This window comes from Mycobacterium paragordonae (assembly GCF_003614435.1).
Classification (GTDB): domain Bacteria; phylum Actinomycetota; class Actinomycetes; order Mycobacteriales; family Mycobacteriaceae; genus Mycobacterium; species Mycobacterium paragordonae.
Genome location: NZ_CP025546.1, coordinates 2,004,361 through 2,029,637, shown reverse-complemented (window position 1 = coordinate 2,029,637; position 25,277 = coordinate 2,004,361). Strand labels below are relative to the sequence as shown.

Below are 25,277 nucleotides of genomic sequence, written 5' to 3'. Positions count from 1 at the left end.
CCTATGGCTGGAATGGCCGAAGCCGATGTCCAGACGCTGAACGACGATCCGCGATTTGCCCCGAGTTGCCCTAGAGCATGCAGGACACGCAGCCCTCGACCTCGGTCCCTTCCAGCGCCATCTGACGCAGCCGGATGTAGTACAGGGTCTTGATGCCCTTGCGCCACGCGTAGATCTGGGCTTTGTTCACGTCACGCGTGGTCGCGGTGTCCTTGAAGAACAGCGTCAGCGACAACCCCTGGTCCACGTGCTGGGTAGCAGCGGCGTAGGTGTCGATGATCTTCTCGTAGCCGATCTCGTAGGCGTCCTGGTAGTACTCCAGGTTCTCGTTGGTCATGTAGGGCGCCGGGTAGTAGACGCGGCCGATCTTGCCTTCCTTACGGATCTCCACCTTGGACACGATCGGGTGGATCGAGGACGTCGAGTGGTTGATGTAGGAGATCGACCCGGTCGGCGGCACCGCCTGCAGGTTCTGGTTGTAGATGCCGTGCGTCTGCACCGACTCCTTGAGCCGCTTCCAGTCGTCCTGGTTCGGGATGCGAATGTCGGCGTCGGCGAAGAGCTGGCGCACCTTATCGGTAGCGGGCTCCCAGACCTGTTCGGTGTACTTGTCGAAGAACTCACCCGAGGCGTACTTGGACCGCTCGAAACCTTTGAAGTGCGTACCCCGTTCGATCGCGATGCGGTTCGAAGCGCGCAACGCGTGGTAGAGCACCGTGTAGAAGTAGATGTTGGTGAAGTCCACGCCTTCTTCAGATCCGTAGAAGATCTCTTCGCGAGCCAGGTAGCCGTGCAGGTTCATCTGACCCAGACCGATCGCGTGGGAGTCGTTGTTGCCCTGCTCGATTGACGGCACCGAGGTGATGTGGGTCTGGTCGCTCACCGCGGTCAGCGCGCGGATCGCCACCTCGATGGTTTGCGCGAAGTCCGGCGAGTCCATCGTCCTGGCGATGTTCAGCGACCCCAGGTTGCACGAAATGTCTTTGCCCACTTTGGCATAGGACAAGTCGTCGTTGAACAACGAAGGCGTGGACACCTGCAGGATCTCCGAGCACAGGTTCGAGTGCGTGATCTTGCCCTCGATGGGGTTGGCCCGATTCACCGTGTCCTCGTACATGATGTACGGGTAGCCGGACTCGAACTGCAGCTCGGCCAGCGTCTGGAAGAACTCGCGGGCTTTGATCTTGGTCTTGCGGATGCGCGCGTCGTCGACCATCTCGTAGTACTTCTCGGTCACCGAGATGTCGGCGAACGCCGTGCCGTAGACCCGTTCGACGTCGTACGGCGAGAACAGGTACATGTCCTCGTTCTTCTTGGCCAACTCGAAGGTGATGTCCGGAATCACCACGCCCAGGCTCAGCGTCTTGATGCGGATCTTCTCGTCGGCGTTCTCCCGCTTGGTGTCCAGGAAGCGGTAGATGTCGGGGTGGTGGGCGTTGAGGTACACCGCGCCGGCACCTTGGCGCGCTCCCAGCTGGTTGGCGTAGGAGAACGAGTCCTCGAGCAGCTTCATGATCGGGATGACACCCGAGGACTGGTTCTCGATGTTCTTGATCGGCGCACCGTGCTCACGAATGTTGCTGAGCAGCAACGCAACTCCCCCACCCCGCTTGGACAGCTGCAGCGCGGAGTTGATGGACCGACCGATCGACTCCATGTTGTCCTCGATGCGCAACAGGAAGCACGACACCGGCTCGCCCCGCTGCTTCTTGCCCGAGTTCAGGAACGTCGGAGTGGCCGGCTGGAACCGGCCGTCGATGATCTCGTCCACCAGCTTCTCGGCCAGCCCGGTGTCCCCGGCGGCCAGCGTGAGCGAGACCATCACGACGCGGTCCTCGAAGCGCTCCAGATAACGCTTCCCGTCGAACGTCTTCAGCGTGTAGGAGGTGTAGTACTTGAACGCGCCCAGGAACGTCGGGAAGCGGAACTTCTTGGCGTAGGCGCGGTCCAGCAGCGTCTTGACGAAGTTGCGTGAGTACTGGTCGAGCACCTCACGCTCGTAGTAGTTCTCCCGGATCAGATAGTCGAGCTTCTCGTCCTGGTTGTGGAAGAAGACGGTGTTCTGGTTGACGTGCTCGAGGAAGTACTGGCGTGCGGCCAGCACGTCCTTCTCGAACTGGATCTTGCCGTCCGCGTCGTACAGATTCAGTCGCGCGTTCAGCGCGTGGTAGTCCGTCTCGTCGGGCAATCCGTGAACGCCGGCGGTTACAGGCTCTGCAGTGACGGTTGGTGGCACGTCTGTTCCTTCCAATATTGAGCCCAGAATTGAGCGAGGCCCGCACGGACGGCGGCCACGTCGTCCTCGGTGCCCATGAGTTCGAAGCGGTAGAGGTACGGAACGCCGCACTTACGGGAGATCACGTTGCCCGCGTATGCGAATTCGGCACCGAAGTTGTTGTTGCCCGCCGCGATGACGCCGCGGATCAGCGAGCGGTTGTGCTCGTTGTTCAAAAAGGCGATCACCTGTTTGGGGACGTAGCCACCGTCGTTGAGGTTCGGAGTGGCCCGTCCGCCGCCGTAGGTGGGCAGCACCAGCACGTACGGTTCGTCAACCTCTATACGGCCGTGCAGCGGTATCCGCGTGGCGGGAACACCCAGCTTCTGCACGAAGCGGTGGGTGTTCTCCGACACGGACGAGAAATAAACCAGGTTGGTACCCGCGATATCTGAGATGTCCATCGGGCACCGCAACCCTTCCTTATCTATCCAGCTGTCGAACTAGGCGCTCATCGCCGATTCGGCGAGCGCCTTGATGCGGTCCGGCCGGAAACCGGACCAGTGCGCGTTGTCCGCCACCACAACGGGCGCCTGCAGGTAGCCCAGCGCCATCACGTAGTCGCGCGCCTCGGGGTCCAGGGTGATGTCGACTTTCTGGTAGTCGATGCCCTGCTTGTCGAGCGCCTTGTAGGTGGCGACGCACTGCACACAGGCGGGCTTGCTGTAGACGGTGATGCTCATGGGCGTACCGCTCCTTTGCGGGGGGATGTGAGGGGAATGGGCAACGACTGGATTGGCACAACCACGCTATGTTCAGCGTCCCGGCGAGCCCCCAGATTCCCGTCGTGCGGGCGCTGATTTCGAGCTGACCTGACTCGAGATGCGCTTTCCGATTCCGGGAAGTTCATCGCGCCCCGCCTGGTCGGTCGGAACCTGATCGGGACTTGGTGAACCTGGGATCTGCCGGTCCTCGAAACACTACACCTAGGGGGTGACAACAAGAAGAGATACAAGATGTTCTGAATAACATTCCTGAAATTCCCAGGTAGCAGGGCCCGTCGGGCGTGTCGCTTCGGCGTGTCGCAGATCACAAAATCGCGACGGTGAGGTATCCCCACGGGCAACACGGCGGTCATGAATCAGAGGTATATCAGCGACCACCGACAAAGCCGCTCCACGCAGCCTTGCCGTCACATGCCAGCAAAGCCGTCGGCGAGAGCGCCGACGGCTTTGACTAGAGGGTTGAGCCGGCCGCGGCCGGCTCGATGCAAACGGTTCAGCCGACCTCTGCGACCAGCTTGCCGACCACGTCGCGCAGGTTGGCCGCCAACTCCTCGTTGTCGGACGGGGCGTTGCCACCCAAGGTCGCGAACGGCACCGAAAGCTTGATCGCGTCACTCACCCGGGCGCCGGCGATACCGAACGACTTGCGGGTCTCGTCGTGCGCCCATACCCCGCCGTACTGACCGGCCGATCCGCCGATCACCGCCAGCGGCTTGTCTTTCAATGCCCCGTTGCCGAAGGGCCGCGAGAGCCAGTCGATCGCGTTCTTCACCACCGCGGGAAGAGACCCGTTGTATTCCGGCGTGACCACCAGCGCGGCATCGGCCTCGGCGGCCGCGGCGCGCAATGCTGCGGCCTGCGCCGGCGCCTGGTCCAACTCGCTGTTCATCGCGTCGTCGATGTCCTCGTTGTAGAAGGGAACCTCCCCCAGCCCTTCGAACACCGCGACGGTGACCCCTTCGGGGGCCAACTCGGCCGCCAGTTCGGCGATCTGCCGGTTGACCGACCCCGCACGCAGGCTGCCCACCAGAGCCAAGATCTTGATTCCAGTCACTGTCCGTTCCCTTCGGTTGTTGATGTCCATCCTTGCACCGATGAAACGGACTATAGTCCGCTTTATTCCCGCCGCGTTAAAGTGCAGAGGTGGGCAGTGTCGAGGGAACAGGCGGATTGCGGCTCGCTGCGCACGAAGACCTGACCGGGGAGCCGCTGCCGGAGCGAAGCGACGCGGCGCGAAACCGGGCGCTGCTGCTGCAGGCCGCGCGTCAGCTGGTCGCGCAACGCGGCGCCGGTGCGGTCACCATGGACGACATCGCTGCCGCCGCCGGCGTCGGCAAGGGCACCCTGTTCCGCCGGTTCGGCAGCCGATCCGGCCTGATGCTGGTGCTGCTCGACGAAGACGAGAAAGCCAGCCAACAGGCATTCCTCTTCGGGCCGCCGCCGCTGGGGCCCGATGCGCCACCTCTGGAGAGGCTGATCGCCTTCGGCCGGGAACGCATCCGCTTCGCCCACACCCACCGCGAGCTGATGTCCGCCGCCAGCCGGGACCCGCACATGCGACACGTCGGCGCCGCCCTCGTGCTGCGCACCCATGTGCGGGTGCTGCTGCACGCCGCGCACACCTCCGGCGACCTGGACGTGCAGACCGACGCGCTGCTGGCCCTGCTCGACGTCGGCTATGTCGAGTACCAGATCTCCGAGGGCGGCCACACCCCCGAGACACTGGCCGATGCCTGGGCGAGCCTGGCCCGCAAGCTCTGCGGACGCTGAGCGCGGACATGACGCGCTGGATCCTGCACGTCGACCTCGACCAGTTCCTCGCCTCCGTCGAACTGCGCCGCCATCCCGAACTGGCCGGACTGCCGGTCATCGTCGGCGGCAGCGGCGACCCCACCGAACCGCGGAAGGTCGTCACCTGTGCGTCCTATGAGGCCCGTTCATTCGGGGTGCATGCCGGCATGCCGCTGCGCGCGGCCGCACGCCGGTGCCCGGATGCCACCTTTCTTGCCTCGGACCCCGCCGCCTACGACGCCGCCTCGGAACAGGTGATGGGCCTGCTGCGCGATCTGGGGCATCCCGTCGAGGTATGGGGCTGGGACGAGGCATACGTCGCGGTGCCGGCCGACCCCGTCGAGGTTGCCGACACCATCCGCAGCGTCGTCGCGGCGGAAACCGGACTCTCCTGCTCGGTGGGCATCAGCGACAACAAACAACGCGCCAAGGTCGCCACCGGCTTCGCGAAACCCGCCGGGGTGTTCCAGCTCACCGAGGCCAACTGGATGACGCTGATGGCCGACCGTCCCGTCGACGCGCTCTGGGGCATCGGCCCGAAGACGTCGAAAAAGCTTGCCGGCCTTGATATCAGCACGGTGGGACAACTCGCCCGCACCGATGGTGAGCTGTTGACGTCGACGTTCGGCCCCCGCACCGGCCTGTGGTTGCTGCTACTCGCGAAGGGAGGCGGCGACACCGAGGTCAGCGCGCAGCCGTGGGTGCCACGGTCCCGCAGCCATGTCGTCACTTTCCCGCACGATCTCACCGAGCGTGCCGAAATGGATTCGGCGATCGTCGATTTGGCTCAGCGGGCACTCGATGACGTGGTTGCCTCGGGGCGGATCGTCACCCGGGTGGCGGTCACCGTCCGGTCCGCGACCTTCTACACCCGCACCAAGATCCGCAAACTGGAGGCTCCGACTACCGAATCCGACGTCATCACCGCGGCCGCCCTGCGCATCCTGGACCTGTTCGAACTCGACCGGCCGGTCCGCCTGCTCGGCGTTCGCCTGGAGCTGGAAATGCCGTCCTGACCTCACTGTCGCATGACCATACGAATATCAGCGAAACACGTTGTGCTGCCGGGCGCTTAGCCCTGAGCGTCAGTCCTGCAGCGGCCGCAGGACGGCGCTACCGTATCGCTGACAGGCGATCAGAGCGAGTTCGACGTTGCGCTTGTCCCCGATCGGACGGCCCCGCCTTTCGACAGCTCGCCGCACGTCATACCTGACGGCCGCAAGAGGCACATTCAGCTCCTCCGCGACCCGGTACGGCCGGCCGAAATAAAGATAGATCCGCAATATCTCGCGCAGCCGGGCATCGTCGTCGGTATCCGACGCCAACGGGCCGAGGACGTCGGTCACCCATCCGCGTATCTCCTCGACGTCGGCATCGAGATCGAGATCGACATCGACATAAAGCAGTGCCGCCGAGACGATGCCGGCATCGGTTGCCGCGACCACCTCACCCGGCGGGCTGGTGCGCGCCTGCGCGGCGGTGCGCGCACGCTGCGCCTGGCGATGGGAACGGCGGAATCCTTCGACGCCGCAACCCATCGCCCCGATCGCAACGTTGGGGGCATCCGTTCGTAGGCGGACGAATTCGCGGATGCGCGCGATGGCTTCACCGGGCACTGAGCGGTAGGGCAACCACACCCACCATGCAGCCCCGTCGGCACCGACCAGGAGTGGACTTGCGTCAGTGTCGGCGGCCACGGCCAGCGCACGAACGAACTCCGACAGGCCGCCGAGACGCTCGGGTGCAGGGTCCCTGCCCGGGTACCACACGATGAGCGCAAGGTGCTCCCAGCTCAGCGGATAACCGATGGCCATCGAAACCGACTCGACGTCAAACGATTTGACGTCATCGAGCACGTCTCGAATCTGGACTTCGCCTTGGATGCGCTGCGCCGTCAGCACCAGCCCGTGCTCACCCTGGTAGGCCGCAAGAGCCTGCTGTGACAGCACGTCGACGTATTTCGACAACGTCCTGGCGAGACTTTCAACCACCGTGACCTGGGTTTCGGGCGCCATGCCGGCGGCCTGCAGTTCGGCGAAGACCACCGCACCCAGCCGGCGCTGCCCGAGCCGGTGGGCGCGCATCATCGCTTTGATCGGAATGCCCCGGCGGGCGAGAACTCTGGCGTACTCGGTATGTGTTGCCGGCACCGCGATTCTGGTGACATCGATGTCCCGGAGCAGCGCACGGAATATCGTGTGGAGCTGATCGCTCATGGCGGCACGCATCAACGCGCTCATCTCATCGTCGCGGGGAAGCTCCGGCACACCCTCCTGGGCCGCGGTACAGAGGACATCACTGATCGTGGCGGCCTGCTCATCGAGTCGGGCAACAATCCTTGCGACATCGCTGTCCACGCCAACCTCCGCCGAAATGTGTCGGCCCCCACGGAGACGGTAGATCCCCAGTGGGCATCAGCGGAAGACAAACCGCCGCAGGGCCGAAATCTGGGCACTGGATCGTGGATCGTGGATCGTGCCCGGAAGGTGCTCCAAGAACCCGAAATCGCCGAACGTCCCTGTCCTGCAGCGAATGCAGCCGGAAACGCCGCCTTAACGCTCCAACTGCGGCGGTGCCGGCCGAAGCGCCCGCGTGAAGATCGCGTTGACCCGACGCATCGCGACGCTGTACGGCCACCAAGCCAGCCGCTTGAACGCATACAGCGCCCTGATGTCCTGCGAGGTGTAGATCAGGTAGCGCTTCTTCGCGACCCCGGCCAGGATCTTCTCGGCCGCCCGCTCCGGTGAGACCGCGTGGCCGCTGAAACGGTCCACCCAGCGCGCCACGTGCGGGTCTTCCCGGTCCACGCCGGCGATTTCGACGGTGTTGACCAACGGAGTCTTCACGGCGCCGGGCACCACCACCGACACCGCGATGCGGTGCCGGGCCAGGTCGAATCGCAGCACCTCGGACAGTCCGCGGAGTCCGTACTTACTGGCGCTGTACGCGGCATGCCATGGCAGCGCGACGATTCCGGCCGCCGAGGAAACGTTGACGACGTGTCCGCCGCGGCGCGCGGCGATCATTTGCGGGACGAAGGACTCGATCACGTGGATCGGGCCCATCAAGTTGATCGAGATCATCTTTTCCCACTGCGCGTGGGACAACCGGTCGACGGTCCCCCAGGCCGATACGCCGGCGATGTTCAGCACCACATCCATGCTGGAATGCCCGGCATGGATGTCGGCGGCGAACGCGGCCACTTCGTCGTACTTCGAGATGTCGAGCACCCGGTGCGCCGGCACCTGCGCACCCAGCGACCGGGCGTCCGCCACGGTTTGCGCCAGACCGTCCCCGTCGCGGTCGGTCAGATACAGTTCGGCGCCGTGTGCGGCCAGCCGCAATGCCGTGGCGCGGCCGATGCCACTGGCCGCGCCGGTTACGAAACACCGCTTGCCCGCGAAATACTCCGTGGAGCCGCTCTGCACCATGGTCGGCAACGATACCTACCGGCTCGGGCCGCCCCACAGCGCGTTGAGCCACATCTGCTCGAGCACGGCGACCCGGCGCTCGAAGTCACTTTCATTGCCCACCATCAGTGGGTCTCCCGTCAAGGCGAGCGCCGTGGCCCCTGTCAGGGTGCGAATCAGCGTAGGGATGTCGTCGCTGATCGGCCGGGCGGTGCCTGCCTTCATTTCGGCATCCACCACGCTGACGATCTGGCGGAACACCACGTCGAACTGCCGGTCGAGAATCTGCTGGATCTCAACGTCGGTGTGGCGAGCGGCGTCACACGCCCTCACCACCGGGTCGTTATCGGTGTAGACCGCCGCGGCACTGCCGACCATCCGCTTGGCGAACTGCTCAGGTGATTCCCCGGGCTGACGCGGGGCGAAGTAGTGCGTCAGCTCCTCCAGTTCCTCGGCCGCCTCGGCCAGCATCTGCGCGAGCACCGAGTACTTGGAATCGAAGTAGAAGTAGAAACCCGAGCGCGCCACACCCGCCCGCAGGCTGATGGCGCTGACCGAGAGCTCCGAGAATGGACCCTCCTGCAGAAGCTCACGAACCGCCTGCATGATCGCCTGCCGGTGCTTGTCACCACGCCGGCGTGACGCCGGCGCCCCCTGCCCCTCGTCGGCGGCCGGACTACTCACTCGCGATCACACCTTGACCATGCACCACACCAATCCAAAAAGAAAACTTGACAGGCGTCAAGTTTTTCCGAAATAGTGAAAAAAGTGACGGTGACCACAACCGGTTAGGAGCGCGCGTCAATGGCGACGACCATCAGCACCCCCGACTATCTGCTCGATCAAGCCAAACGTCGGTTTACGCCGTCGTTCAACAACTTTCCCGGTATGGGACTGGTGGAGCGCAAACTGCGCAACACCCAGTTCCCGGAGAAGACGCTCGCCGACCCGCCCCCGGGCAGTGGACTCAAACCGATCGTCGGCGACGCCGGCCTGCCGATCCTCGGTCACATGATCGAGATGTTGCGCGGCGGGCCCGACTACCTGATGTTCCTGTACGAGACCCGTGGCCCGCTCATCTTCGGCGACTCGCCCTTCCTGCCGTTCGTCACGGCGTTGGGACCGGATGCCGCCCAGGCCATCTACTCCAACCGCAACAAGGACTTCTCCCAGCAAGGCTGGGTCCCGGTGATCGGCCCGTTCTTCCGACGCGGATTGATGCTGCTCGACTTCGAAGAGCACATGTTTCACCGGCGGATCATGCAGGAAGCGTTCATCCGCTCCCGCCTGGTCGGCTACCTCGAGCACATCGATCAGGTTGTGCAGCACGTCATCTCCGATGACTGGGCGACGAACGACCCGCGCTTTCTGCTGTATCCGGCGATGAAAGAGATGACGCTGGATATCGCCTCGATGGTGTTCATGGGACACGAACCCGGCACCGACCGGGAGTTGGTGACCAAGGTGAATAAAGCGTTCACCACCACCACCCGTGCCGGCAACGCGGTGATCCGCACGGGCGTGCCCCCATTCACCTGGTGGCGCGGCCTCAAGGCGCGGGAACTGTTGGAGAACTATTTCGCCGAGCGGGTCAAGGAGCGGCGCGGCAAAGAAGGCAACGACCTCTTGACCGTCTTGTGCCAGACCGAGGACGAGGACGGCAACCGGTTCTCCGACGAAGACGTCATCAACCACATGATCTTCCTGATGATGGCCGCGCACGACACTTCCACCTCGACGGCCACCACGATGATCTATCACCTGGCTGCCCACCCGGAGTGGCAGCAGCGCTGCCGTGACGAATCGGATCGCCTGGGCGACGGCCCGCTGGACATCGAGTCGCTGGAAAAGCTGGAATCGCTGGACCTGGTGATGAACGAGTCCATCCGATTGGTCACCCCGGTGCAGTGGGCGATGCGGCGCACGGTGCGCGACACCGAACTACTGGGCTACTACCTGCCCAAGGGCACCAACATCACCGCGTTCCCCGGGATGAATCATCGCCTGCCCGAAATATGGACCGACCCAATGAAGTTCGATCCCGAACGTTTCACCGAACCGCGCAACGAGCACAAGCGGCACCGGTACGCGTTCACCCCGTTCGGCGGGGGCGCGCACAAGTGCATCGGAATGGTGTTCGGTCAGCTGGAAGTCAAGACGATCCTGCATCGCCTGCTGCGGCGCTACCGGCTTGAGCTGCCCCGGCCCGACTACCAGCCGCGCTGGGACTACGGCGGCATGCCGGTGCCGATGGACGGCATGCACATCGTGTTGCGACCGCTGTAGACGGATCGTCCTCAAGATCCGGCGATCAACCGGTTGACGCAGGTAACGACCGCGCGCAACGCGGACTCGGTGCAGTCGTGAGCCCACCCCATCGCCCATTCGGTACGGACGCCATCCGTGCCGCGAACGAAGGTAGCCGCGTCACCTTCCGAGCTCATCTGGTGAAAGTTCAATGTCTCCAGCCGGATTCCGCGGCCATGCAGCATCGCGGTGAGCGCCGCGACCGCGCCGCCGGCGGCCGCAGTGGACGTGCCGATGCGGTCGCCGACAGCGATCACGGCGCGAAAGTTGCGCGCCTGCGGTCCCATCCGAGCGGCGGGTCGCTCGGCGTCGGTACACGACCAGTGCCCCAGGCGAACCGGTCCGGCGGCATGGCCGTAAACCGAGACGAAGCGCTCCCATGACATTGCGCCGGCCTGCTCACGCAACCCGCGTGGCAATGCCACGCCGAAGCGGTGGCCGAACCACGCGTTGGCGGAAGCGATTTCACGGAAACGGTAAGAACTTGGGTCGGGGTGCGTCACGGTGCCGGTCTTCTCTGGCTCGAAGGAGCGACCGACGGTAGTAGCTTCCGACCCACAGCGGGGGGTCGGTCTGGATCAGACCCCGCTGCGGGTGCTGGCTACTACGGCACGCGGTGAAGGACGCACGAGCGAAGACGATAGACGGCAGACGCCGCGCGGCGCAACTGCATTTTATCTGCAGTGGATATCGGAATCTTATTCGAAATTCGCTGATTCACCGCGAAACAGCTCCTGAGATGCAATGCCGGAGTTAGCATCCAGGTAGCGGTGCAAAATCGCTAACTGGGGAAATGAGCGAACGAAGGGGGTAGCCGATGAACGCACGTAAATCTGGCAGGGGGATTCAGGCGGTAAAAGTAGTGGTCGCCGTGCTGGCCGCCGCTTTCGCCCTGACGGCAGCCGGTTGTACAGCGCAAACCGCCGGTTCCGTGGGGGGCACCGTCGGTACGCCGCCCACCTCCGGCACCCAGTAGACGCGTCGGGGGAACCCGCTGGGAACCGCTGCACTCGCAGTCGGTTCCCAGCGGGCTGACGTACCGAATGAATGCTTATACCCACAAAACCAAAATGGCAGATTTGCCCACTCCATCGAATTTATTCTGAGTTTTCCGCGGTTTGTGAAAAACCAACTCGCTAAGCGATGAGCGGCGTTAGCATCACAGACGCTAGTCGCTGTCACATCAAGACGCCCCGGCGCGGCGGAGAAAGGCGAGAACAAAGCGCACCAAGCGGAGGACGTCCAGGCAAGGGAAGCCCTGATCCTTGCGGCATTCGCCTCCTTCGCGGCGAGTTGCGCTGACGAAGTGTCGCAATTGCGGACCCCGGAAAACAGCGGCGGGGAGCTCGCAGGTCGGCTGAAACAGCGCCGGCGGCACTCGACCGGCGCGGCAGTGGCAGGTTGGGTTGGCGCCTGCCCCGTGATTATCACGTTGTCCCGCAATGCAATTCCTCGTCAAACTGGGTATTCCGCCACGGCGGCGAAACCGCTAGTGTGACACAGGTAACACTCTTACATCGGCGTAAATTTGCCGGTGCGTCCTTGAGGAGGGCTCGACGATGAGCGCGAAGACTAAGGTGAAAGCCGCTATCGGCGCCGCAATATTCGCAGGGTTCGCTCTGCTGTCCGTCGGCTGCATGAAGCAACCGGTTGCCCCAGCACTGCCGGTGCCGGTGACGTCGGAGACGGCGATCCCCCAGTAATCAGTTCAAAAGCCCGAGCATCGGATCGACGGTCAGCAATCCTGCGAGGAGTCCAGCCGCAGGTAGGCCTGGATGGTGGTGCCGTCCGCCGTGGTGTGAGTACGCACCAAGTCCGCCATCGCGTTGACCAGGTACAGGCCGCGGCTGGCGGTGCCGCTGGCACCGGGGCGCCGGTGTCCCACGAAGGGGTCTTTGAGCCGTCCGCGGTCACGCGCCTCGCAGACGAGGTGCTCGTTGTGCCGCCAGAAGGACAGCCGGCATGAGCCGCCGGCATACTGCAGGCTGTTCGTCGCGAGTTCGGTGGCGATCATTTGCAGGTCGTCCAGGCCGTCCTTGGACAGACCGACCCAGCCGGCGTAGTCCGCTGCGAACGACCGCGCCGGACGCAGGTCAGCGCTGCGCCGGACCGTGTAGGTGACGGCACCGGCGTTGGTGGGAAGCGGCTGGTTGCATCGCGCCAGTACCTTCTCGGGCGCGTAATCGTTGCTGCGGTGAGCCGATCCGCCCTTCCACAGCAACGGGTGAGTGCGGCGGGCGTCGGCCAGCACATCGTCGGGCAGGTGGGTCGCGTCGTAGAGACATAAGCCCAACACGTTCGGGTTTTTCAGCGCCCCGTTGATCAGGGATTCGTGCTCCATACAGGCCAGACACTCGTCGGAGCTGCGTCCCGGCCAGACTAGTTGTCTGACAATCCGGACGGTCTGATCTGCGTGTTTGTCGGCGAAGGCGCTCTCCATCGCCGCAAACCGACCCGGATTGCGCGCCGCGTCGGTGATGTCGATCAGCCGCAGTTCGGCGTCGGATCCGGCGCGGGCTCCGTGCAGAGCCGGGCCCAGCATCGCCAGCTTGTCACCGGGTACCGCGACCAGCACTGGCTCGTCTACCGCCAACCCGTCGGCGGCAAACCGCACCACGGAATCGAGGTACTCCCGTTCACTCTGGAAGAACAGCGCGGAATGCACGAATCCTTTCGTCGAGCCCAGGGGCCTGATCTCCGTGCTCGTGGTCATAGAGACTCCCACCCGACGTAAGCCCGCACGCCGCTGTGCCGGCTATCTCCTTAGTGTCCCTGTACCCAGGACGAGTCTTTGCTATGCACGCGGTTTGCCGCCCCGCGTGTCGCGGCGCGACCCGCCACCACCGTCAACGCCCCGTTTCGCGACAGATGGCGCCGCTATGCACCCGGATCGGCTCGTGGTTCGAGTCTCGTGTTTCGAGTCTCGTGGTTCGAGTGGTGTGCCACCGACCTTCCGCAATTTGTCCGGGTGCCGAACTTTGATAGTGAAAAGCGTTTCAGCGCACTCGAATTCGCTCGCCATCCAGATCGACAGAGTTTGGGACATACCGTCGGCGGCAACGTCTCGATCATCCGCGTCGTGGCAATGACGATCAATCCTGCGTCTTCCGAACCAAGAGCCAAATCCCGCCATTGGAACGTGCCACGACCTAGACTTGGCGCGTGCCCGGCCACTTATCACCCGAGGCGGTGGCAGGACACAGTGACCGCGCAGTCGTTATTCGGCTGGTACTGGGCAGCTCGTTGCTCCTGTTCCTCGAGCTGGCACTGATCCGCTGGCTCGGGTCGAGCGTTGTGCACCTGTCGTACTTCACCAACTTCGTCCTTCTCGGCTCGTTCCTCGGCATCGGAACGGGTTTTTTGATCTCCCAGAAGAGCTATTCGATCCTGCCGCTTTCCAGCGGACTGCTGACGTTGCTGGTAATCGCCGTGCATGTGTTCCCGGTCAGCGTGCGGGGCACCGGCAACGCCATCCTCTATTTCAGTGCGCTGCGCACGAGTGGTCCACCGATCTGGATCGTGCTGCCCGCGATTTTCGTGATCGTGGCAGTGGTGACGGCGGGGCCGGCCGAGGTCGCGGGCCGCTGCTTTGGGCAGCTCGAGCCGCTGACCTCCTACCGCTGGGATCTGGTCGGCTCGCTGATTGGCATCGGCGCGTTCACCTTGTTGTCGTTCCTCCGGGCGCCGTCGGTCGTGTGGGGGGCGATCGTGGGCGTCATGCTAGTGGTGTTGAGTCGACCCGAGTTCAGGCTGGTGACGGCGATTTCGGGTGCGGGGCTGATCCTGGTGCTGCTAGCCGAGTCCAACACCCTCGGAGTCTCGTGGTCGCCGTACTACAAGGTGCAGACCTGGGAGTACCGGTCCTGGAGCGCCGGAACGCTGGCGGTCATCACGGTCAACGGCATCCCGCACCAGGTGATGGGACCGGCGGCGTGGAAGCTCACCGGCAGCGATGGGCAATACCGCAAGCCCTACGAGCGGGCGGTCACGCGAAGCCTCGACAACGTGCTGATTATCGGGGCCGGGTCCGGATCGGATGTGGCCATTGCGCTGTCCAAGGGGGCCAGGCACGTCGACGCGGTCGACATCGACCCGCGGATCGTGCAGATCGGCGCGGAGCGTAACCCCGATCGCCCCTACTCGGATCCGCGCGTCACGGTCCACATCGACGACGGGCGGGCGTTTCTGCAATCGTCGGATGCCAAGTACGACATGATCCTGTTCGCGCTGCCGGACTCGCTGGCCCTCGTCAACGGAGCCTCGCAGATCCGCCTGGAATCGTTCCTGTTCACCGACCGCGCCATGCGGACGGCTTACGAACACCTCAAGCCGAGCGGCGTCTTCGCGATGTACAACTACTACCGCGAGACCTGGCTCATCGACCGGTTGGCCGGCACGGCGGCCGCCGCCTTCGGCCATCGACCATGCGTGGACCAGACGGCTGCCCACGCGGCGGTGATCACGGTCGCGGTCGATCCCGCCTACCAGAGATGCGCCGCCCGCTACACGCCGGCAGGCGACGTGACCGCGCCGGCCACCGACGACCACCCCTTTCTCTACTACAAACAGGGCGCGATCCCGACCATCTACCTCTGGACTTTGGCCGGCATCATCCTGATTTCGCTGCTGGCGGTGCGGCTGCTGGGGGGATCCTTCCGGTCGATGCGGCCCTACCTCGACCTGTTCTTCATGGGAGCCGCGTTTCTGCTGCTCGAGACCAAGAACATCGCGACCTTCGCGCTGTTGTTCGGCACGACCTGGCTGGTCAACGCGCTCGTGTTCGGCGGGGTGCTGCTGATCGTGCTGGCCGCCGTAGAGACCACCCGGAAGTTTCGCACCCCGCCGCTGCCTGTGGTGTGGGGCGCGATCGTCGCCTCCCTGCTGCTGGCCTATGTGATCGACCCGGCCTGGTTGCTGGGCTGGGCCTTTTGGCCCCGCCTGGTCATCGCCTCGGTGATCGGGTTTCTACCCGTGTACCTGGCCAACATCGCCTTCGCCAAACGATTCGCCGCCACCGATCGCGCTCAGCCCGCGTTCGCCATCAATCTGCTTGGCGCCATCCTCGGGGGGTGCCTGGAGTACGGGGCACTGCTCACCGGCTACCGAAACCTGCTCATCGTGGTCGGGCTGCTGTACCTCGCCGCATTCGTGCTCACACCCAGACGGGGCGGGGCGCTGGTCAGCGTCTGATGACCGATCACAGCCACCAGGACGCGGCGGCGTCCAGATGGCGCCGGATGCGGTAGCGCGCCAGGCTGTCATCGCCGGCGCTGATCGCTTCCAGGATCCGCTGATGCGCGTTTTCGACGGCCATAGTGTCGGATGACGTCAGCTGGGCCTGCCCGGTCGTGGACCAATGCCGACGGAACAATTCGACGATGATCCGCAGGAAAAGATCGAGCAGCGCGTTGCCGGCCAGGTGCGCCAGACCGACGTGGAAGCGGAACTCCTCGACGGCCGCGTTGCGCGCATCGTCGCTGGCTTGGGCGGCCACGCTCGACCAGGCGTCCGGGTTGAGGAAAGCCGCCACTTCGGGGTCGGAGCGACGTGCCACGACCTTTGCCACATTGTCGATCTCGATGGCGTCGCGCACACTGCGCAAGTCTTCCCGCGTCGGCTGGCGGTACTGCAGGTAGAGCGCGATGGTGTCGATGCTGGCCTGGGCGCGCGGCCTGGCGACGACCAGCCCGCCCCCAGGGCCCCGGCGCATGCGCGCGACCTCGTGATATTCGAGTAGCCGCACGGCTTCCCGCAGTGCCGCCCGGCTCACCCGGTAGCGCTCGAGTAACGCCGTCTCGGTGCCGAACACCGAACCGACGTGCCAGCCGCTGACGGCAATGTCGTCGGCGATGTTGGCCGCCAGCACCTCGGCGAGCTTGCCGCGCGGCGCTTCAGACGCGAGCCGCTTGCGGCCCGGGCCTGCTCGAAGTGACGGGTCGCGGTGTTCGGCCAGCCAGGCTGTCACGCGCTCCACGTGTCGCTCGCTCAGCGTCTTGGCCCGGGCCGAATCGCCGGCGGTGACGGCCGCGACGATGTCGGCATGCGCCCCGCGCATCTTGTGGGCGGCATCGGCCGCTTCGGCTGCCGACCCGGTCCGCGAGGCCCGGGCGTAGCGCTTGGTCAGCCTCGTCAGAACATCGATGAACAATTGCAGCACTGGGTTTTTCGATTGCTCCGCCAGTGCGATGTGGAATTCGTCGGGAGGTGCGGGCAGGCCGGGACGCCACTGTTCCTCAGCGCTCAGCACCGATCGCAGCCGGCCGATGCCGGCTTCGTCGATGTGTTCGGCAGCCAGCGCGGCAGCCAGCGGTTCGAGCACCAGCCGCGCGTTGAGCAGATCACCCAGCGTGGTGCCGAGATACTCGAGGTAGATGACGACGGCGCGGGTCGCCGGACCGGCGTCGGGCTCGCAGATGAGCAGACCGCCGTTGGGGCCGCGCCGCATCCGGGCGACCTGGTGGTGCTCGACGAGGCGGACCGCTTCGCGCAACACCGACCGGCTTACGCCGTAGCGTTGCTGCAAGGCGGCTTCCGAGCCGAGCGACTCCCCGACCGCCCAGCCGCGGCGGACGATGTCCTCCTCGATACGACGGGCAATCCTTGCAGCTCGCTTATCCGCTCTGGCCTGGTCGGCTTCGACGGTCACGGCGGGCTCAGCATGTGAGCAGCATGCATCCCGCGACCGGACCACCGCCGACGGAGACCACGCCGACCTCGGGGCGGCGCTCAACCTGCCGCTCCCCGGCCTCGCCGCGCAGTTGCAGACAACCTTCGTGCAACGCCCAGTAGCCGTGCATGCGACCGGCCGAAAGCTGCCCGCCGTAGGTGTTCAGCGGCAGCCGGCCGTCTCTGGCGATGCGGGCGCCACCCTCGACAAACGGCCCGGCCTCGCCGTCCCCGCACACTCCCAGGGCTTCCAGCCACGAGAGGGTGAGGTAGGTGAAACCGTCGTACAGCTGGGCGACGTCGAGGTCCGCCGGCGTCAGTTCCGTGCGCGACCACATCTGCGCCGTCGCGTCCGACATCGCCATCTTCGGGTAGTCCTGGCGGTGAAACCATCCGCCGGCACCGTCGGAGCCGCCGATGGCCTCGACCTTCACGGCACGGTGGGGGCAGTCGCCGGCGTACTCGGCGTGGGACACCACCACCGCGATCGAACCGTCAATGGGCACATCGCAATCCAGCAAGCCGAACGGCGTGGACACCGGACGTGCGCCCAGGTAATCGGCCATCGTCATCGGATCCCGGTACACCGCAAGGGGATTCAGCGCGGCGTTGCGGCGGCCGTTGAGGGCGATCCAGCCCAGCTGCTCCTTGGTGGTTCCATAGAGTTCCATGTGCCGACGGCAATTCAGAGCAAGCCAGTTCGCCGCCGAGTACGCGTGCGCGGCAACCAGATCGTTGATGTCGTCCATGGCGCCGACGGCTGGGCGCTCGCCTTCGGGTGCATCGAACATCCGCGCCAGAGGCGGTGCGGGAGCGTCCTTGTCCTGCAGAACAGTGCCGCCCAACATCTGGATGGTGCGGTAGACGACGACGTGGCGCGCCCGTCGCTCGGCGACGGCACGGCACGCGGACATCACCGGGCTCAGCAGACCGCCGGTGCCGAACCCGCTGCCGCAATCGGCGGCGTCGATCCGCAGTTCGGCGTTGACCTCGGCCGCCGGGGTGTCGCCCAGTGTCGCGATGCCGTCGATATCAGCCGCGCGCAGGCCAGCGTCGTCGATGGCGGTCCGTACCGCTTCCATGGTCAGATCCCGCCCGGGGATCCCGGTGCGACGGCCGATACGCGAGATACCGATGCCGGACACGATCGCGTCTTTCTCGAAGTACTCCATCTGCACCGTCCGTAGCCCAGAACACACGACATACCAGTACGAATTGAGTGTACTGTATTTGTCGTGTCGACTTCCCCGCTGCTCGTCGAGCACTGCGACAGCTGCGCACACTGGGTGCATCCCGCGGCCGGCGAATGCCGAGATTGCGGCGGGCCGCTGACAGCCAAGCCCGTGTCCGGCCAGGGGACGGTGTTCACCTACACCGTCAACTATCACCCCTACAACCCGGAGATTCCGACACCCTATGTGATCGCCCTGGTCGAATTGGCCGAACAGAGCGGCCTGCGTGTAGCAGCCAATATTGTTGACTGCGAACCGGATTCGGTGACGTGCGGCATGCCTGTCGCGCTGCGGCCGGAGCGCGGCACGGGCGGTGCCCCGCTGTTCGCGCCTGTCGCCTAGTTGCGCACTCCCTCGCGCGAGCAGACGCGAAATCGCACGATTCCCTTTCAGAACGTGCGATTTCGCGTCTGCTCGCGGTAGCCACTCAGCGCTTGCGTGCGGTGACCAACAGGTATTCCCACTGCATTGTCGACCCTCCGGCCAAGTGGCGGTCGCCGAGCGCGGCCAACTCGGCGTCCAGTGCCGCGATACGTTCAGGCTCGTCGGCGATCCCCTGGTACGCCGCGACCGTCGGCCCGTAGTTAGCTTTGAAGTAATCGCGGAACGCCGCTCCGTCACCGAAAGCGTTCACCGGCAACATTTCCCGCCTCGCCGTGAAGTCGATGACCCGGTCGGACAACAGAGCGCGGACATGATCTTCATCGCCCCACAGCGGCGCCGGCTGCGACCCCGGCAGCGGCGGTGCCATGAAGGGCTTCATGGTTGCGAACATCTGCCCGACGAATCCTCCGGGCGTCCAGCTGATCAGTCCGATCACACCGCCGGGCCGGCAGACCCGAACCAATTCGTCGGCCGAGCGTTGGTGGTAGGGCGCGAACATGACGCCGATGCAGGAGAGCACCGCGTCGAATGCGTCGCTGCCCAACGGGAGCGCCTCGGCGTTGGCCTCCATCCAGCGCAGACGTGCGCCACGTTCCTGCGCTAGCTGGCGGCCGTGTTCGAGCAGCTCGGGACACAGATCGCCGGCGATCACGTCGGCTCCCAGCAGCGCGGCCGGGATGGCGACATTGCCCGATCCCGCCGCCACGTCCAGGACACGATCGCCCGGACTGATCCCGCTGGCGGACAACAGAACTGGACCCAGCGGGGCCACCACGTCGCTTGCGACGCTGGCATAGTCACCCAGCGCCCACAGGGCTCGATGCTTGCTCTCGTAGCCGCGGCCCGGCTCGGTCACAATGGTCATGGTCGGTGTTCCCCTCTTGCCGATCGTTTGGTTGCCTCCATGGTCGGACTGTCGGGTGAACTGGTTCCAGTGTCAGATCTGAACCACCGGCGGTACAGAATCTGTACTAGTCAATCGGCTCCGCGCGGCGTCTACTGGACACACAAGGAGGGTTCTCGATGTCCACCTACAGCCAGTTCTGCCCTGTCGCCAAGGCGATGGAGCTACTCGACGAACGCTGGACGCTGCTTGTCGTACGCGAATTACTCAAAGGCAGTGCCCATTTCAATGACCTGCGGCGTGGGGTTCCCAAGATGTCGCCGGCGCTGCTGTCCAAGCGACTCAAATCGCTGACCCGGGCGGGTGTGGTCGAACGCACCGACACCGACGGCCGAACCTCCTACTCACTGACCACATGCGGTCAGGAACTGGCCACGGTGGTGGATGCCCTGGGGCAGTGGGGTGTGCGCTGGATCCCCGAACTCGGTGACGACGACCTGGATCCACACCTGTTGATGTGGGATATCCGCCGGACGATCTCCGTCGACGTCTGGCCGCGGGCCCGCACGGTCCTGGCTTTCACGTTGTCCGGAGTGGATCCCAAGGCCGCCCGTTGGTGGTTGGTGGTGTCCGAAGGGGAAGCCGATGTCTGCGACTTCGACCCCGGCTACGAAGCCGCCGCCACGGTCGAAACCAGCCTGCTGACCCTGACTCAGCTGTGGCGCGGCGATCTCTCCTGGTCGCGGGCAATGCTCAACGGCGCGTTGGCCATTCACGGCGGTGCGGACGCCCGTCGGGAGGTGCCCGCCTGGCTGGGCCAATCGCGGCTGGCGGCCGTCCCGCGCCCCGCCTGATACCCGCGAGCAGACGCGAAATCGCACAAAATCTGGGATTTTGATGCGATTTCGCGTCTGCTCGCCAACAGGGGGACAGCCCGTTAGTTGATCAGCGGGTCACGCGGCATGCCGAGGATCCGCTCGGCGATCTGATTGCGGGTCACCTCTGAGGTACCCCCGGCAATCGCCATGCCGCGCGCGCCCATCACCATCCGCCCGGCCATCGCGGCGGGTCCGTCGAGCAGGGCCGTCTCCGGACCGGCCAGCGCCGTCGAAATGGCGGCGCCCTCGATCATGTGGTCGGCCAACTTCAGCTTGGTGACGTTGCCTTCCGGCCCCGGACCCGCGCCCTCCACGCTGCGGGCCGCGCGGCGCAGGTTCAGCAGCCGCAACGCATTCTCCTCGGCCAGATAGGTTCCGACCCGAATCACCGCCCCCGCCAAGTGATCTGAACGCCGTTGGGCCTGCTTCACCAGTTCGCCCGCCAGGCCTTCGTAGAAGGAGCCACTGCCCCCGATACTGACCCGTTCGTTGCCGAGAGTGGCGCGCGCCACCGTCCACCCGGAATTGGGCGCCCCGACCACGTCCTCGTCGGGCACGAAGAGGTCGTTGAAGAACACCTCGTTGAACTCCGCGCCACCGGTGATCTGGCGCAGCGGACGCACCTCGACCTCCGGGGCTTTCATATCCACGATGACGGTGGTGATGCCGGCGTGCTTGGGCGCCTCCGGGTCGGTGCGCACGGTGGCCAGGCCACGCGCGCAGTACTGCGCGCCGCTGGTCCAGACCTTCTGCCCGTTGATCTTCCATCCGCCGTCCACCCGGGTGGCACGGGTCTTGACCGACGCCGCGTCCGAGCCGGCCTCCGGTTCGGAGAACAGCTGGCACCAGATCTCGTCTTTGCGCAGCGCTTTCTCGACGAATCTTTCGATCTGCCAATCGGTTCCGTGCTGAATCAGGGTGAGGATCACCCAGCCCGTGATCCCGTAGTCGGGACGTTTGACGCCTGCCGCGCGGAACTCCTCCTCGGTGACGAGTTGCTCCACCGCGTCAGCGGCCCGGCCCCACGGCTTGGGCCAGTGCGGCATCACGTAGCCCGTCTCGATCAGTTTGTCGCGCTGCGCCTTCTTCTCTAGCGCGGCGAGTTCGGCCGCGTCAGCCCGGATCTGGGTGCGCAGTTCCTCGGCTTCCGGCGGGAGATCCAGGCTGTTCTCCCGCACGACGCCGGCCGCGGTGAGATCGAAGACATCGCGGGCCGGCCCGTCACCGCCGAGCAGGGCGGACGACACCAGAGCGCGCCGCAGATGCAGATGCGCGTCGTGCTCCCAGGTGAACCCGATGCCGCCGTGCACCTGGATATTGAGCTCCGCATTGCGCGCGTACGCCGGGAACGCCAGCGTGGCGGCCACCGCCGACACCAGCCGGAACTGTTCCTCATCCTCCGACGCCGCCCGCGCGGCGTCCCACACCGCGGCCAGCGCCGATTCGGCGGACACCAGCATATTCGCGCAATGATGTTTCACCGCTTGGAAAGTCGCGATGGTGCGACCGAACTGCTTGCGCACCTTGGCATATTCGACCGCCGACTCGACGCAGTCGGTCGCGCCGCCGACGGCCTCCGCGGCCAGCAACGTACGCGCCCGGGCCAGCGCCGCGGCCGCGGCACCGGACAGGATGTCGTCGTCGGTCACCTTCACGTTGTCCAGCCGAACGCGTCCGGAGCGGCGCGTCGGATCGAGGTTCTCCGGCACCTCCACGGTGATGCCGGACCGGCCGCGGTCCAGCACCAGCACATCGTCACCGGCCGCGAGCACCAGCAGGTCGGCCAGTCCGGCCCCGAGCACCACCCCGGCCTCACCGTCGGCCACGCCGTCGGAAACCCGCAGGCCGCCAACCAAACCGACGCCCGCGGTAACGGTTCCGTCGATCAGCCCCGGCAACAACCGCGCCTGCTGATCGGCGCTGCCGTCATGGGCGATCACCGCCGAGGCGATCACTGTCGGCACGAACGGCCCCGGCGCCACCGCACGCCCGAGTTCCTCGATCACCACCACCAGTTCGGGCAGTCCATAACCGGATCCGCCGTGCTCTTCGCCGATGTGCAAACCGAGCCAGCCCAGTTCGACGATGCCCTGCCAGAATCCGGGCCGCGCCTCCTCCGGCGCGTCGAGCAGCGACCGAGCCGCCGCCCGCGCCTTCTGCGAAGTCAGGAACCCACGCGCTACCTCGGCGAGTTCGCGATGGTCGTCGGTCAGTGCGATACCCATGCGGGTCCTCCTCGCGGCGCTGCTGATTCTCTAAAGAGTGTACTCAATGCGCCGCGAGGACCGGCCCCGGCCGGGGTGCTACTTGGGCGCGAACCGCTGCCCCGCGTCCAGCCGCAGGCATTGGCCGTTGAGCATCGGGTTGTCCACGATGGCCGCGACCAGCTTGGCGTACTCTTCGGGCCGGCCGAGCCGCTTCGGGAAGGCCGCGTCCTTCGTCAGGGCCGCGGCGAACTCGTCCGGGATGCCCTGGGTCAGGCCGGTGGCGAACAGGCTCGGTGCGATCGCCAACACCCGGATCCCCAGCGAGCCAAGGTCGCGCGCCATGGTCAGGCACATGCCCGCGATGCCGGCCTTGGCGGCGGTGTATGCGACCTGTCCGATCTGGCCCTCGAATGCCGCGATCGACGCGGTGTTGATGATGACCCCACGCTCGTCGTCCTCGGGGTCGTTCTTGGCCATGTGCGCGGCGGCCAGCCGGCTGATGTTGAAGGTGGCGATCAGGTTCAGGTCGATGACGGACTGGAAGGACTCCAGGTCGTGCGGCCCGGACTTGGTCATGGTCCGCTTGGCGATGCCGCCACCGGCGGTGGTCACCGTGACGTGCAATCCACCGAGGTCGTCGACCGCGGCCTGCAGCGCCTGCTCGGTGCCGGCGAAGTCGGTGACGTCGACCGGATAGAACTTGCCGTCGATATTGTCGGCGACCGATTTGCCGTCCGAACTCTCCCGGTCGAGCACCGCGACCTGGGCGCCACGCTGGTGCAGAAGTTCGGCGCTGGCCCGTCCCATCCCCGAGGCGCCGCCGATCACGACGACCTTCTTCCCGCTGATCTCCACCCGAACCTCCAATATCTGGGTTGTCACTTTGACTAAGATTTGTAACGTTAACCCGTCACGGTAGCGCGTCCGGTCCGACGCCGTGTCACCGAGCCATGCCAAGCTCGAAACGTGCTCCTTGTCGACATAGCAAGCACTTCGCTTAATGTGGGCGCCACCTCGTCGCGGCTGACCAAGGTCGCCCACATCGCCGACCTGCTGCGCGGTGCCGCCACCGATCCCGAACTGGTCGCGACCGTCGTGTCCTGGCTTTCCGGTGAGCTTCGGCAGCGCCAGATCGGCGTCGGCTGGGCCGCGCTGCGATCGCTGCCTCCGCCCGCGCCGGATCCCACGCTGACCGTGGGCCGGGTGGACGCAACCTTCACCGAGATCGGGGCCGTCGCGGGCAAGGGTTCCCAGGCGCGCCGCGCCGCGCTGCTCACCGGGCTGTTCGCCGCGGCGACCGAAACCGAGCAGACCTTCCTGGTCCGCCTACTCGGCGGCGAACTGCGGCAGGGCGCGCTGATCGGCATCATGACCGACGCGGTGGCCAAGGCCGCCGGGCTTCCTGCCGCCGTGGTGCAACGGGCGGCGATGCTGGGCGGGGAACTGCCGGCCGTTGCGGCGGCGGCTCTGACCGGCGGATCGCTGGACGCTTTCACGCTGCAGGTCGGACGGCCGGTCGGGCCGATGCTGGCGCAGACCGCGACCGATGTCGCAGGTGCGCTCGAACGCCACGACGGCACAACGATTTTCGAAGCGAAGCTGGATGGCGCGCGAGTGCAGATCCACCGCCGCGGCGACGACGTCACCGTCTACACCCGCAGCCTCGACGACGTCACCGCACGGCTGCCCGAGGTGGTAGAGGCCACGCTGGCCCTGCCCGTGACGGACCTGATCGCCGATGGCGAGGCGATCGCGCTGCGTCCCGACAACCGTCCGCACCGCTTCCAGGTCACCGCGTCCCGCTTCGGCCGATCGGTGGACGTCGCCGCCGCGCGCGACAAGCAGCCGCTGTCGGTGTTCTTCTTCGACATCCTGCACCGGGACGGCGCCGATCTGCTCGACGCGCCGACCAGCGAGCGGCTCGCCGCCCTGGACGAGCTGGTGCCGACGCAGCATCGGGTGGATCGGCTGGTCACTTCCGACGCGAACGCCGCGGCCGCCTTTCTGGACGCGACGCTGGCCGCTGGTCACGAGGGCGTGATGGCCAAGGCGCCGGACGCGCCGTATCAGGCCGGCCGACGCGGGGCGGGCTGGTTGAAGATCAAGCAGGTGCACACCCTGGATTTGGTGGTGCTGGCCGTGGAGTGGGGTTCGGGGCGCCGCCGCGGCAAGCTGTCCAACATCCATCTCGGCGCACGCGATCCGGAGTCCGGCCGGTTCGTCATGGTGGGTAAAACCTTCAAGGGCATGACCGACTCCATGCTGGAGTGGCAGACCCAGCGGTTCACCGAGCTCGCGACCGACGGCACCGACGGCTACGTCGTGCAGGTCCGGCCCGAACAGGTGGTGGAGATCGCCCTGGACGGGGTGCAGGGCTCGAGCCGCTACCCCGGCGGCGTGGCGCTGCGGTTCGCGCGGGTGGTGCGCTACCGCGACGACAAGAGCCCCGCCGAGGCCGACACCATCGACGCCGTGCGCGCCATGTACTGACCCCGCGCCGGGCGGGCGCCGGGCCCGCGCCGACTGTGCATCGCACGATGCGACACACCGCGGCGGCG

Annotated in this window: 22 protein-coding genes; 8 read left to right on the top strand and 14 right to left on the bottom strand. The window is 65.7% G+C overall.

Annotation, left to right across the window (positions count from 1 at the left end; genetic code table 11):
• Positions 1–70 precede the first annotated feature (70 nt).
• The 4 genes from nrdE to C0J29_RS09490 all read right to left on the bottom strand — a co-directional run bounded on the left by nrdE (position 71) and on the right by C0J29_RS09490 (position 4,084).
• Positions 71–2,236, bottom strand: a complete 2,166-nt coding sequence (gene nrdE, locus C0J29_RS09505) for a class 1b ribonucleoside-diphosphate reductase subunit alpha (RefSeq protein WP_120792161.1) — start codon at positions 2,234–2,236, stop codon at positions 71–73.
• The gene (nrdI, locus tag C0J29_RS09500; protein ID WP_065042991.1) at positions 2,206–2,679 is read right to left on the bottom strand and encodes a class Ib ribonucleoside-diphosphate reductase assembly flavoprotein NrdI; all 474 of its coding nucleotides are present in this window, start codon (positions 2,677–2,679) and stop codon (positions 2,206–2,208) included. The genes nrdE and nrdI overlap by 31 nt, the downstream gene beginning before the upstream one ends.
• A 39-nt stretch (positions 2,680–2,718) precedes the next feature.
• Entirely contained in the window at positions 2,719–2,958 is a 240-nt protein-coding gene (locus C0J29_RS09495; protein ID WP_065042992.1) for a redoxin NrdH, read from the bottom strand.
• A 535-nt stretch (positions 2,959–3,493) separates the two neighbouring features.
• Positions 3,494–4,084 (bottom strand): NAD(P)H-dependent oxidoreductase, encoded by a 591-nt coding sequence (locus tag C0J29_RS09490; RefSeq protein ID WP_120792160.1) that lies wholly within the window; start codon positions 4,082–4,084, stop codon positions 3,494–3,496.
• A gap of 86 nt (positions 4,085–4,170) precedes the next feature.
• On the opposite strand from C0J29_RS09490, the gene C0J29_RS09485 reads away from it, so the two are divergent.
• Together C0J29_RS09485 and C0J29_RS09480 are read left to right on the top strand one after the other, a co-directional pair.
• Positions 4,171–4,770, top strand: a complete 600-nt coding sequence (locus C0J29_RS09485; protein ID WP_065043087.1) for a TetR/AcrR family transcriptional regulator — start codon at positions 4,171–4,173, stop codon at positions 4,768–4,770.
• 8 nt (positions 4,771–4,778) lie between these two features.
• Positions 4,779–5,807: a DNA polymerase IV gene (locus C0J29_RS09480; protein WP_120792159.1), complete on the top strand. Its 1,029-nt coding sequence runs from the start codon at positions 4,779–4,781 to the stop codon at positions 5,805–5,807.
• A gap of 69 nt (positions 5,808–5,876) precedes the next feature.
• Here C0J29_RS09480 and C0J29_RS09475 read toward each other — a convergent pair whose 3' ends face one another.
• From C0J29_RS09475 to C0J29_RS09465, 3 genes are all read right to left on the bottom strand, one after another.
• The gene (locus C0J29_RS09475) at positions 5,877–7,148 is read right to left on the bottom strand and encodes an RsbRD N-terminal domain-containing protein (RefSeq protein WP_120792158.1); all 1,272 of its coding nucleotides are present in this window, start codon (positions 7,146–7,148) and stop codon (positions 5,877–5,879) included.
• Positions 7,149–7,343: 195 nt separating this feature from the next.
• Positions 7,344–8,222, bottom strand: a complete 879-nt coding sequence (locus C0J29_RS09470; protein WP_065042996.1) for an SDR family oxidoreductase — start codon at positions 8,220–8,222, stop codon at positions 7,344–7,346.
• 15 nt (positions 8,223–8,237) lie between these two features.
• The gene (locus tag C0J29_RS09465) at positions 8,238–8,885 is read right to left on the bottom strand and encodes a TetR/AcrR family transcriptional regulator (protein WP_065042997.1); all 648 of its coding nucleotides are present in this window, start codon (positions 8,883–8,885) and stop codon (positions 8,238–8,240) included.
• A 120-nt stretch (positions 8,886–9,005) separates the two neighbouring features.
• Between C0J29_RS09465 and C0J29_RS09460 the strand changes: the two genes are divergently transcribed.
• The gene (locus C0J29_RS09460) at positions 9,006–10,487 is read left to right on the top strand and encodes a cytochrome P450 (RefSeq protein WP_065042998.1); all 1,482 of its coding nucleotides are present in this window, start codon (positions 9,006–9,008) and stop codon (positions 10,485–10,487) included.
• A gap of 11 nt (positions 10,488–10,498) precedes the next feature.
• Here the strand turns inward: C0J29_RS09460 and C0J29_RS09455 are convergent, their stop codons facing one another.
• Complete coding sequence (locus C0J29_RS09455; RefSeq protein WP_065042999.1) at positions 10,499–11,011, bottom strand: 2-isopropylmalate synthase; 513 nt, start codon at positions 11,009–11,011, stop codon at positions 10,499–10,501.
• Positions 11,012–12,067: 1,056 nt separating this feature from the next.
• On the opposite strand from C0J29_RS09455, the gene C0J29_RS32775 reads away from it, so the two are divergent.
• Entirely contained in the window at positions 12,068–12,211 is a 144-nt protein-coding gene (locus C0J29_RS32775; RefSeq protein WP_156770563.1) for a hypothetical protein, read from the top strand.
• A gap of 32 nt (positions 12,212–12,243) precedes the next feature.
• Here the strand turns inward: C0J29_RS32775 and C0J29_RS09450 are convergent, their stop codons facing one another.
• Positions 12,244–13,221, bottom strand: coding sequence for a sensor histidine kinase (locus C0J29_RS09450; RefSeq protein WP_065043000.1), 978 nt, complete (start codon positions 13,219–13,221; stop codon positions 12,244–12,246).
• A gap of 449 nt (positions 13,222–13,670) precedes the next feature.
• Here C0J29_RS09450 and C0J29_RS09445 point away from each other — a divergent pair, with 449 nt between their 5' ends.
• Positions 13,671–15,698, top strand: coding sequence for a spermine/spermidine synthase domain-containing protein (locus C0J29_RS09445; protein ID WP_120792157.1), 2,028 nt, complete (start codon positions 13,671–13,673; stop codon positions 15,696–15,698).
• Positions 15,699–15,705: 7 nt separating this feature from the next.
• On the opposite strand, the gene C0J29_RS09440 is transcribed toward C0J29_RS09445, so the two are convergent.
• Together C0J29_RS09440 and C0J29_RS09435 are read right to left on the bottom strand one after the other, a co-directional pair.
• Positions 15,706–17,154, bottom strand: a complete 1,449-nt coding sequence (locus C0J29_RS09440) for a FadR/GntR family transcriptional regulator (RefSeq protein WP_065043002.1) — start codon at positions 17,152–17,154, stop codon at positions 15,706–15,708.
• Positions 17,155–17,161: 7 nt separating this feature from the next.
• Positions 17,162–18,346 carry a thiolase family protein gene (locus tag C0J29_RS09435; RefSeq protein WP_065043088.1) on the bottom strand — a complete coding sequence of 395 codons (1,185 nt, stop codon included), beginning with the start codon at positions 18,344–18,346 and terminating at the stop codon, positions 17,162–17,164.
• A gap of 63 nt (positions 18,347–18,409) precedes the next feature.
• Between C0J29_RS09435 and C0J29_RS09430 the strand changes: the two genes are divergently transcribed.
• Positions 18,410–18,748, top strand: coding sequence for a Zn-ribbon domain-containing OB-fold protein (locus tag C0J29_RS09430; protein ID WP_065043003.1), 339 nt, complete (start codon positions 18,410–18,412; stop codon positions 18,746–18,748).
• An 85-nt stretch (positions 18,749–18,833) separates the two neighbouring features.
• Here C0J29_RS09430 and C0J29_RS09425 read toward each other — a convergent pair whose 3' ends face one another.
• Positions 18,834–19,655, bottom strand: a complete 822-nt coding sequence (locus tag C0J29_RS09425; RefSeq protein WP_120792156.1) for a class I SAM-dependent methyltransferase — start codon at positions 19,653–19,655, stop codon at positions 18,834–18,836.
• Positions 19,656–19,813: 158 nt separating this feature from the next.
• Between C0J29_RS09425 and C0J29_RS09420 the strand changes: the two genes are divergently transcribed.
• Positions 19,814–20,488, top strand: a complete 675-nt coding sequence (locus tag C0J29_RS09420; protein WP_120792155.1) for a winged helix-turn-helix transcriptional regulator — start codon at positions 19,814–19,816, stop codon at positions 20,486–20,488.
• Positions 20,489–20,571: 83 nt separating this feature from the next.
• Here C0J29_RS09420 and C0J29_RS09415 read toward each other — a convergent pair whose 3' ends face one another.
• Positions 20,572–22,737 (bottom strand): acyl-CoA dehydrogenase family protein, encoded by a 2,166-nt coding sequence (locus tag C0J29_RS09415; RefSeq protein WP_120792154.1) that lies wholly within the window; start codon positions 22,735–22,737, stop codon positions 20,572–20,574.
• Positions 22,738–22,815: 78 nt separating this feature from the next.
• A complete protein-coding gene (locus C0J29_RS09410; RefSeq protein WP_120792153.1) occupies positions 22,816–23,574 on the bottom strand; it encodes an SDR family NAD(P)-dependent oxidoreductase in 759 nt (252 codons plus the stop codon).
• Positions 23,575–23,685: 111 nt separating this feature from the next.
• Here C0J29_RS09410 and C0J29_RS09405 point away from each other — a divergent pair, with 111 nt between their 5' ends.
• Positions 23,686–25,209: an ATP-dependent DNA ligase gene (locus C0J29_RS09405; RefSeq protein ID WP_120792152.1), complete on the top strand. Its 1,524-nt coding sequence runs from the start codon at positions 23,686–23,688 to the stop codon at positions 25,207–25,209.
• Positions 25,210–25,277 lie beyond the last annotated feature (68 nt).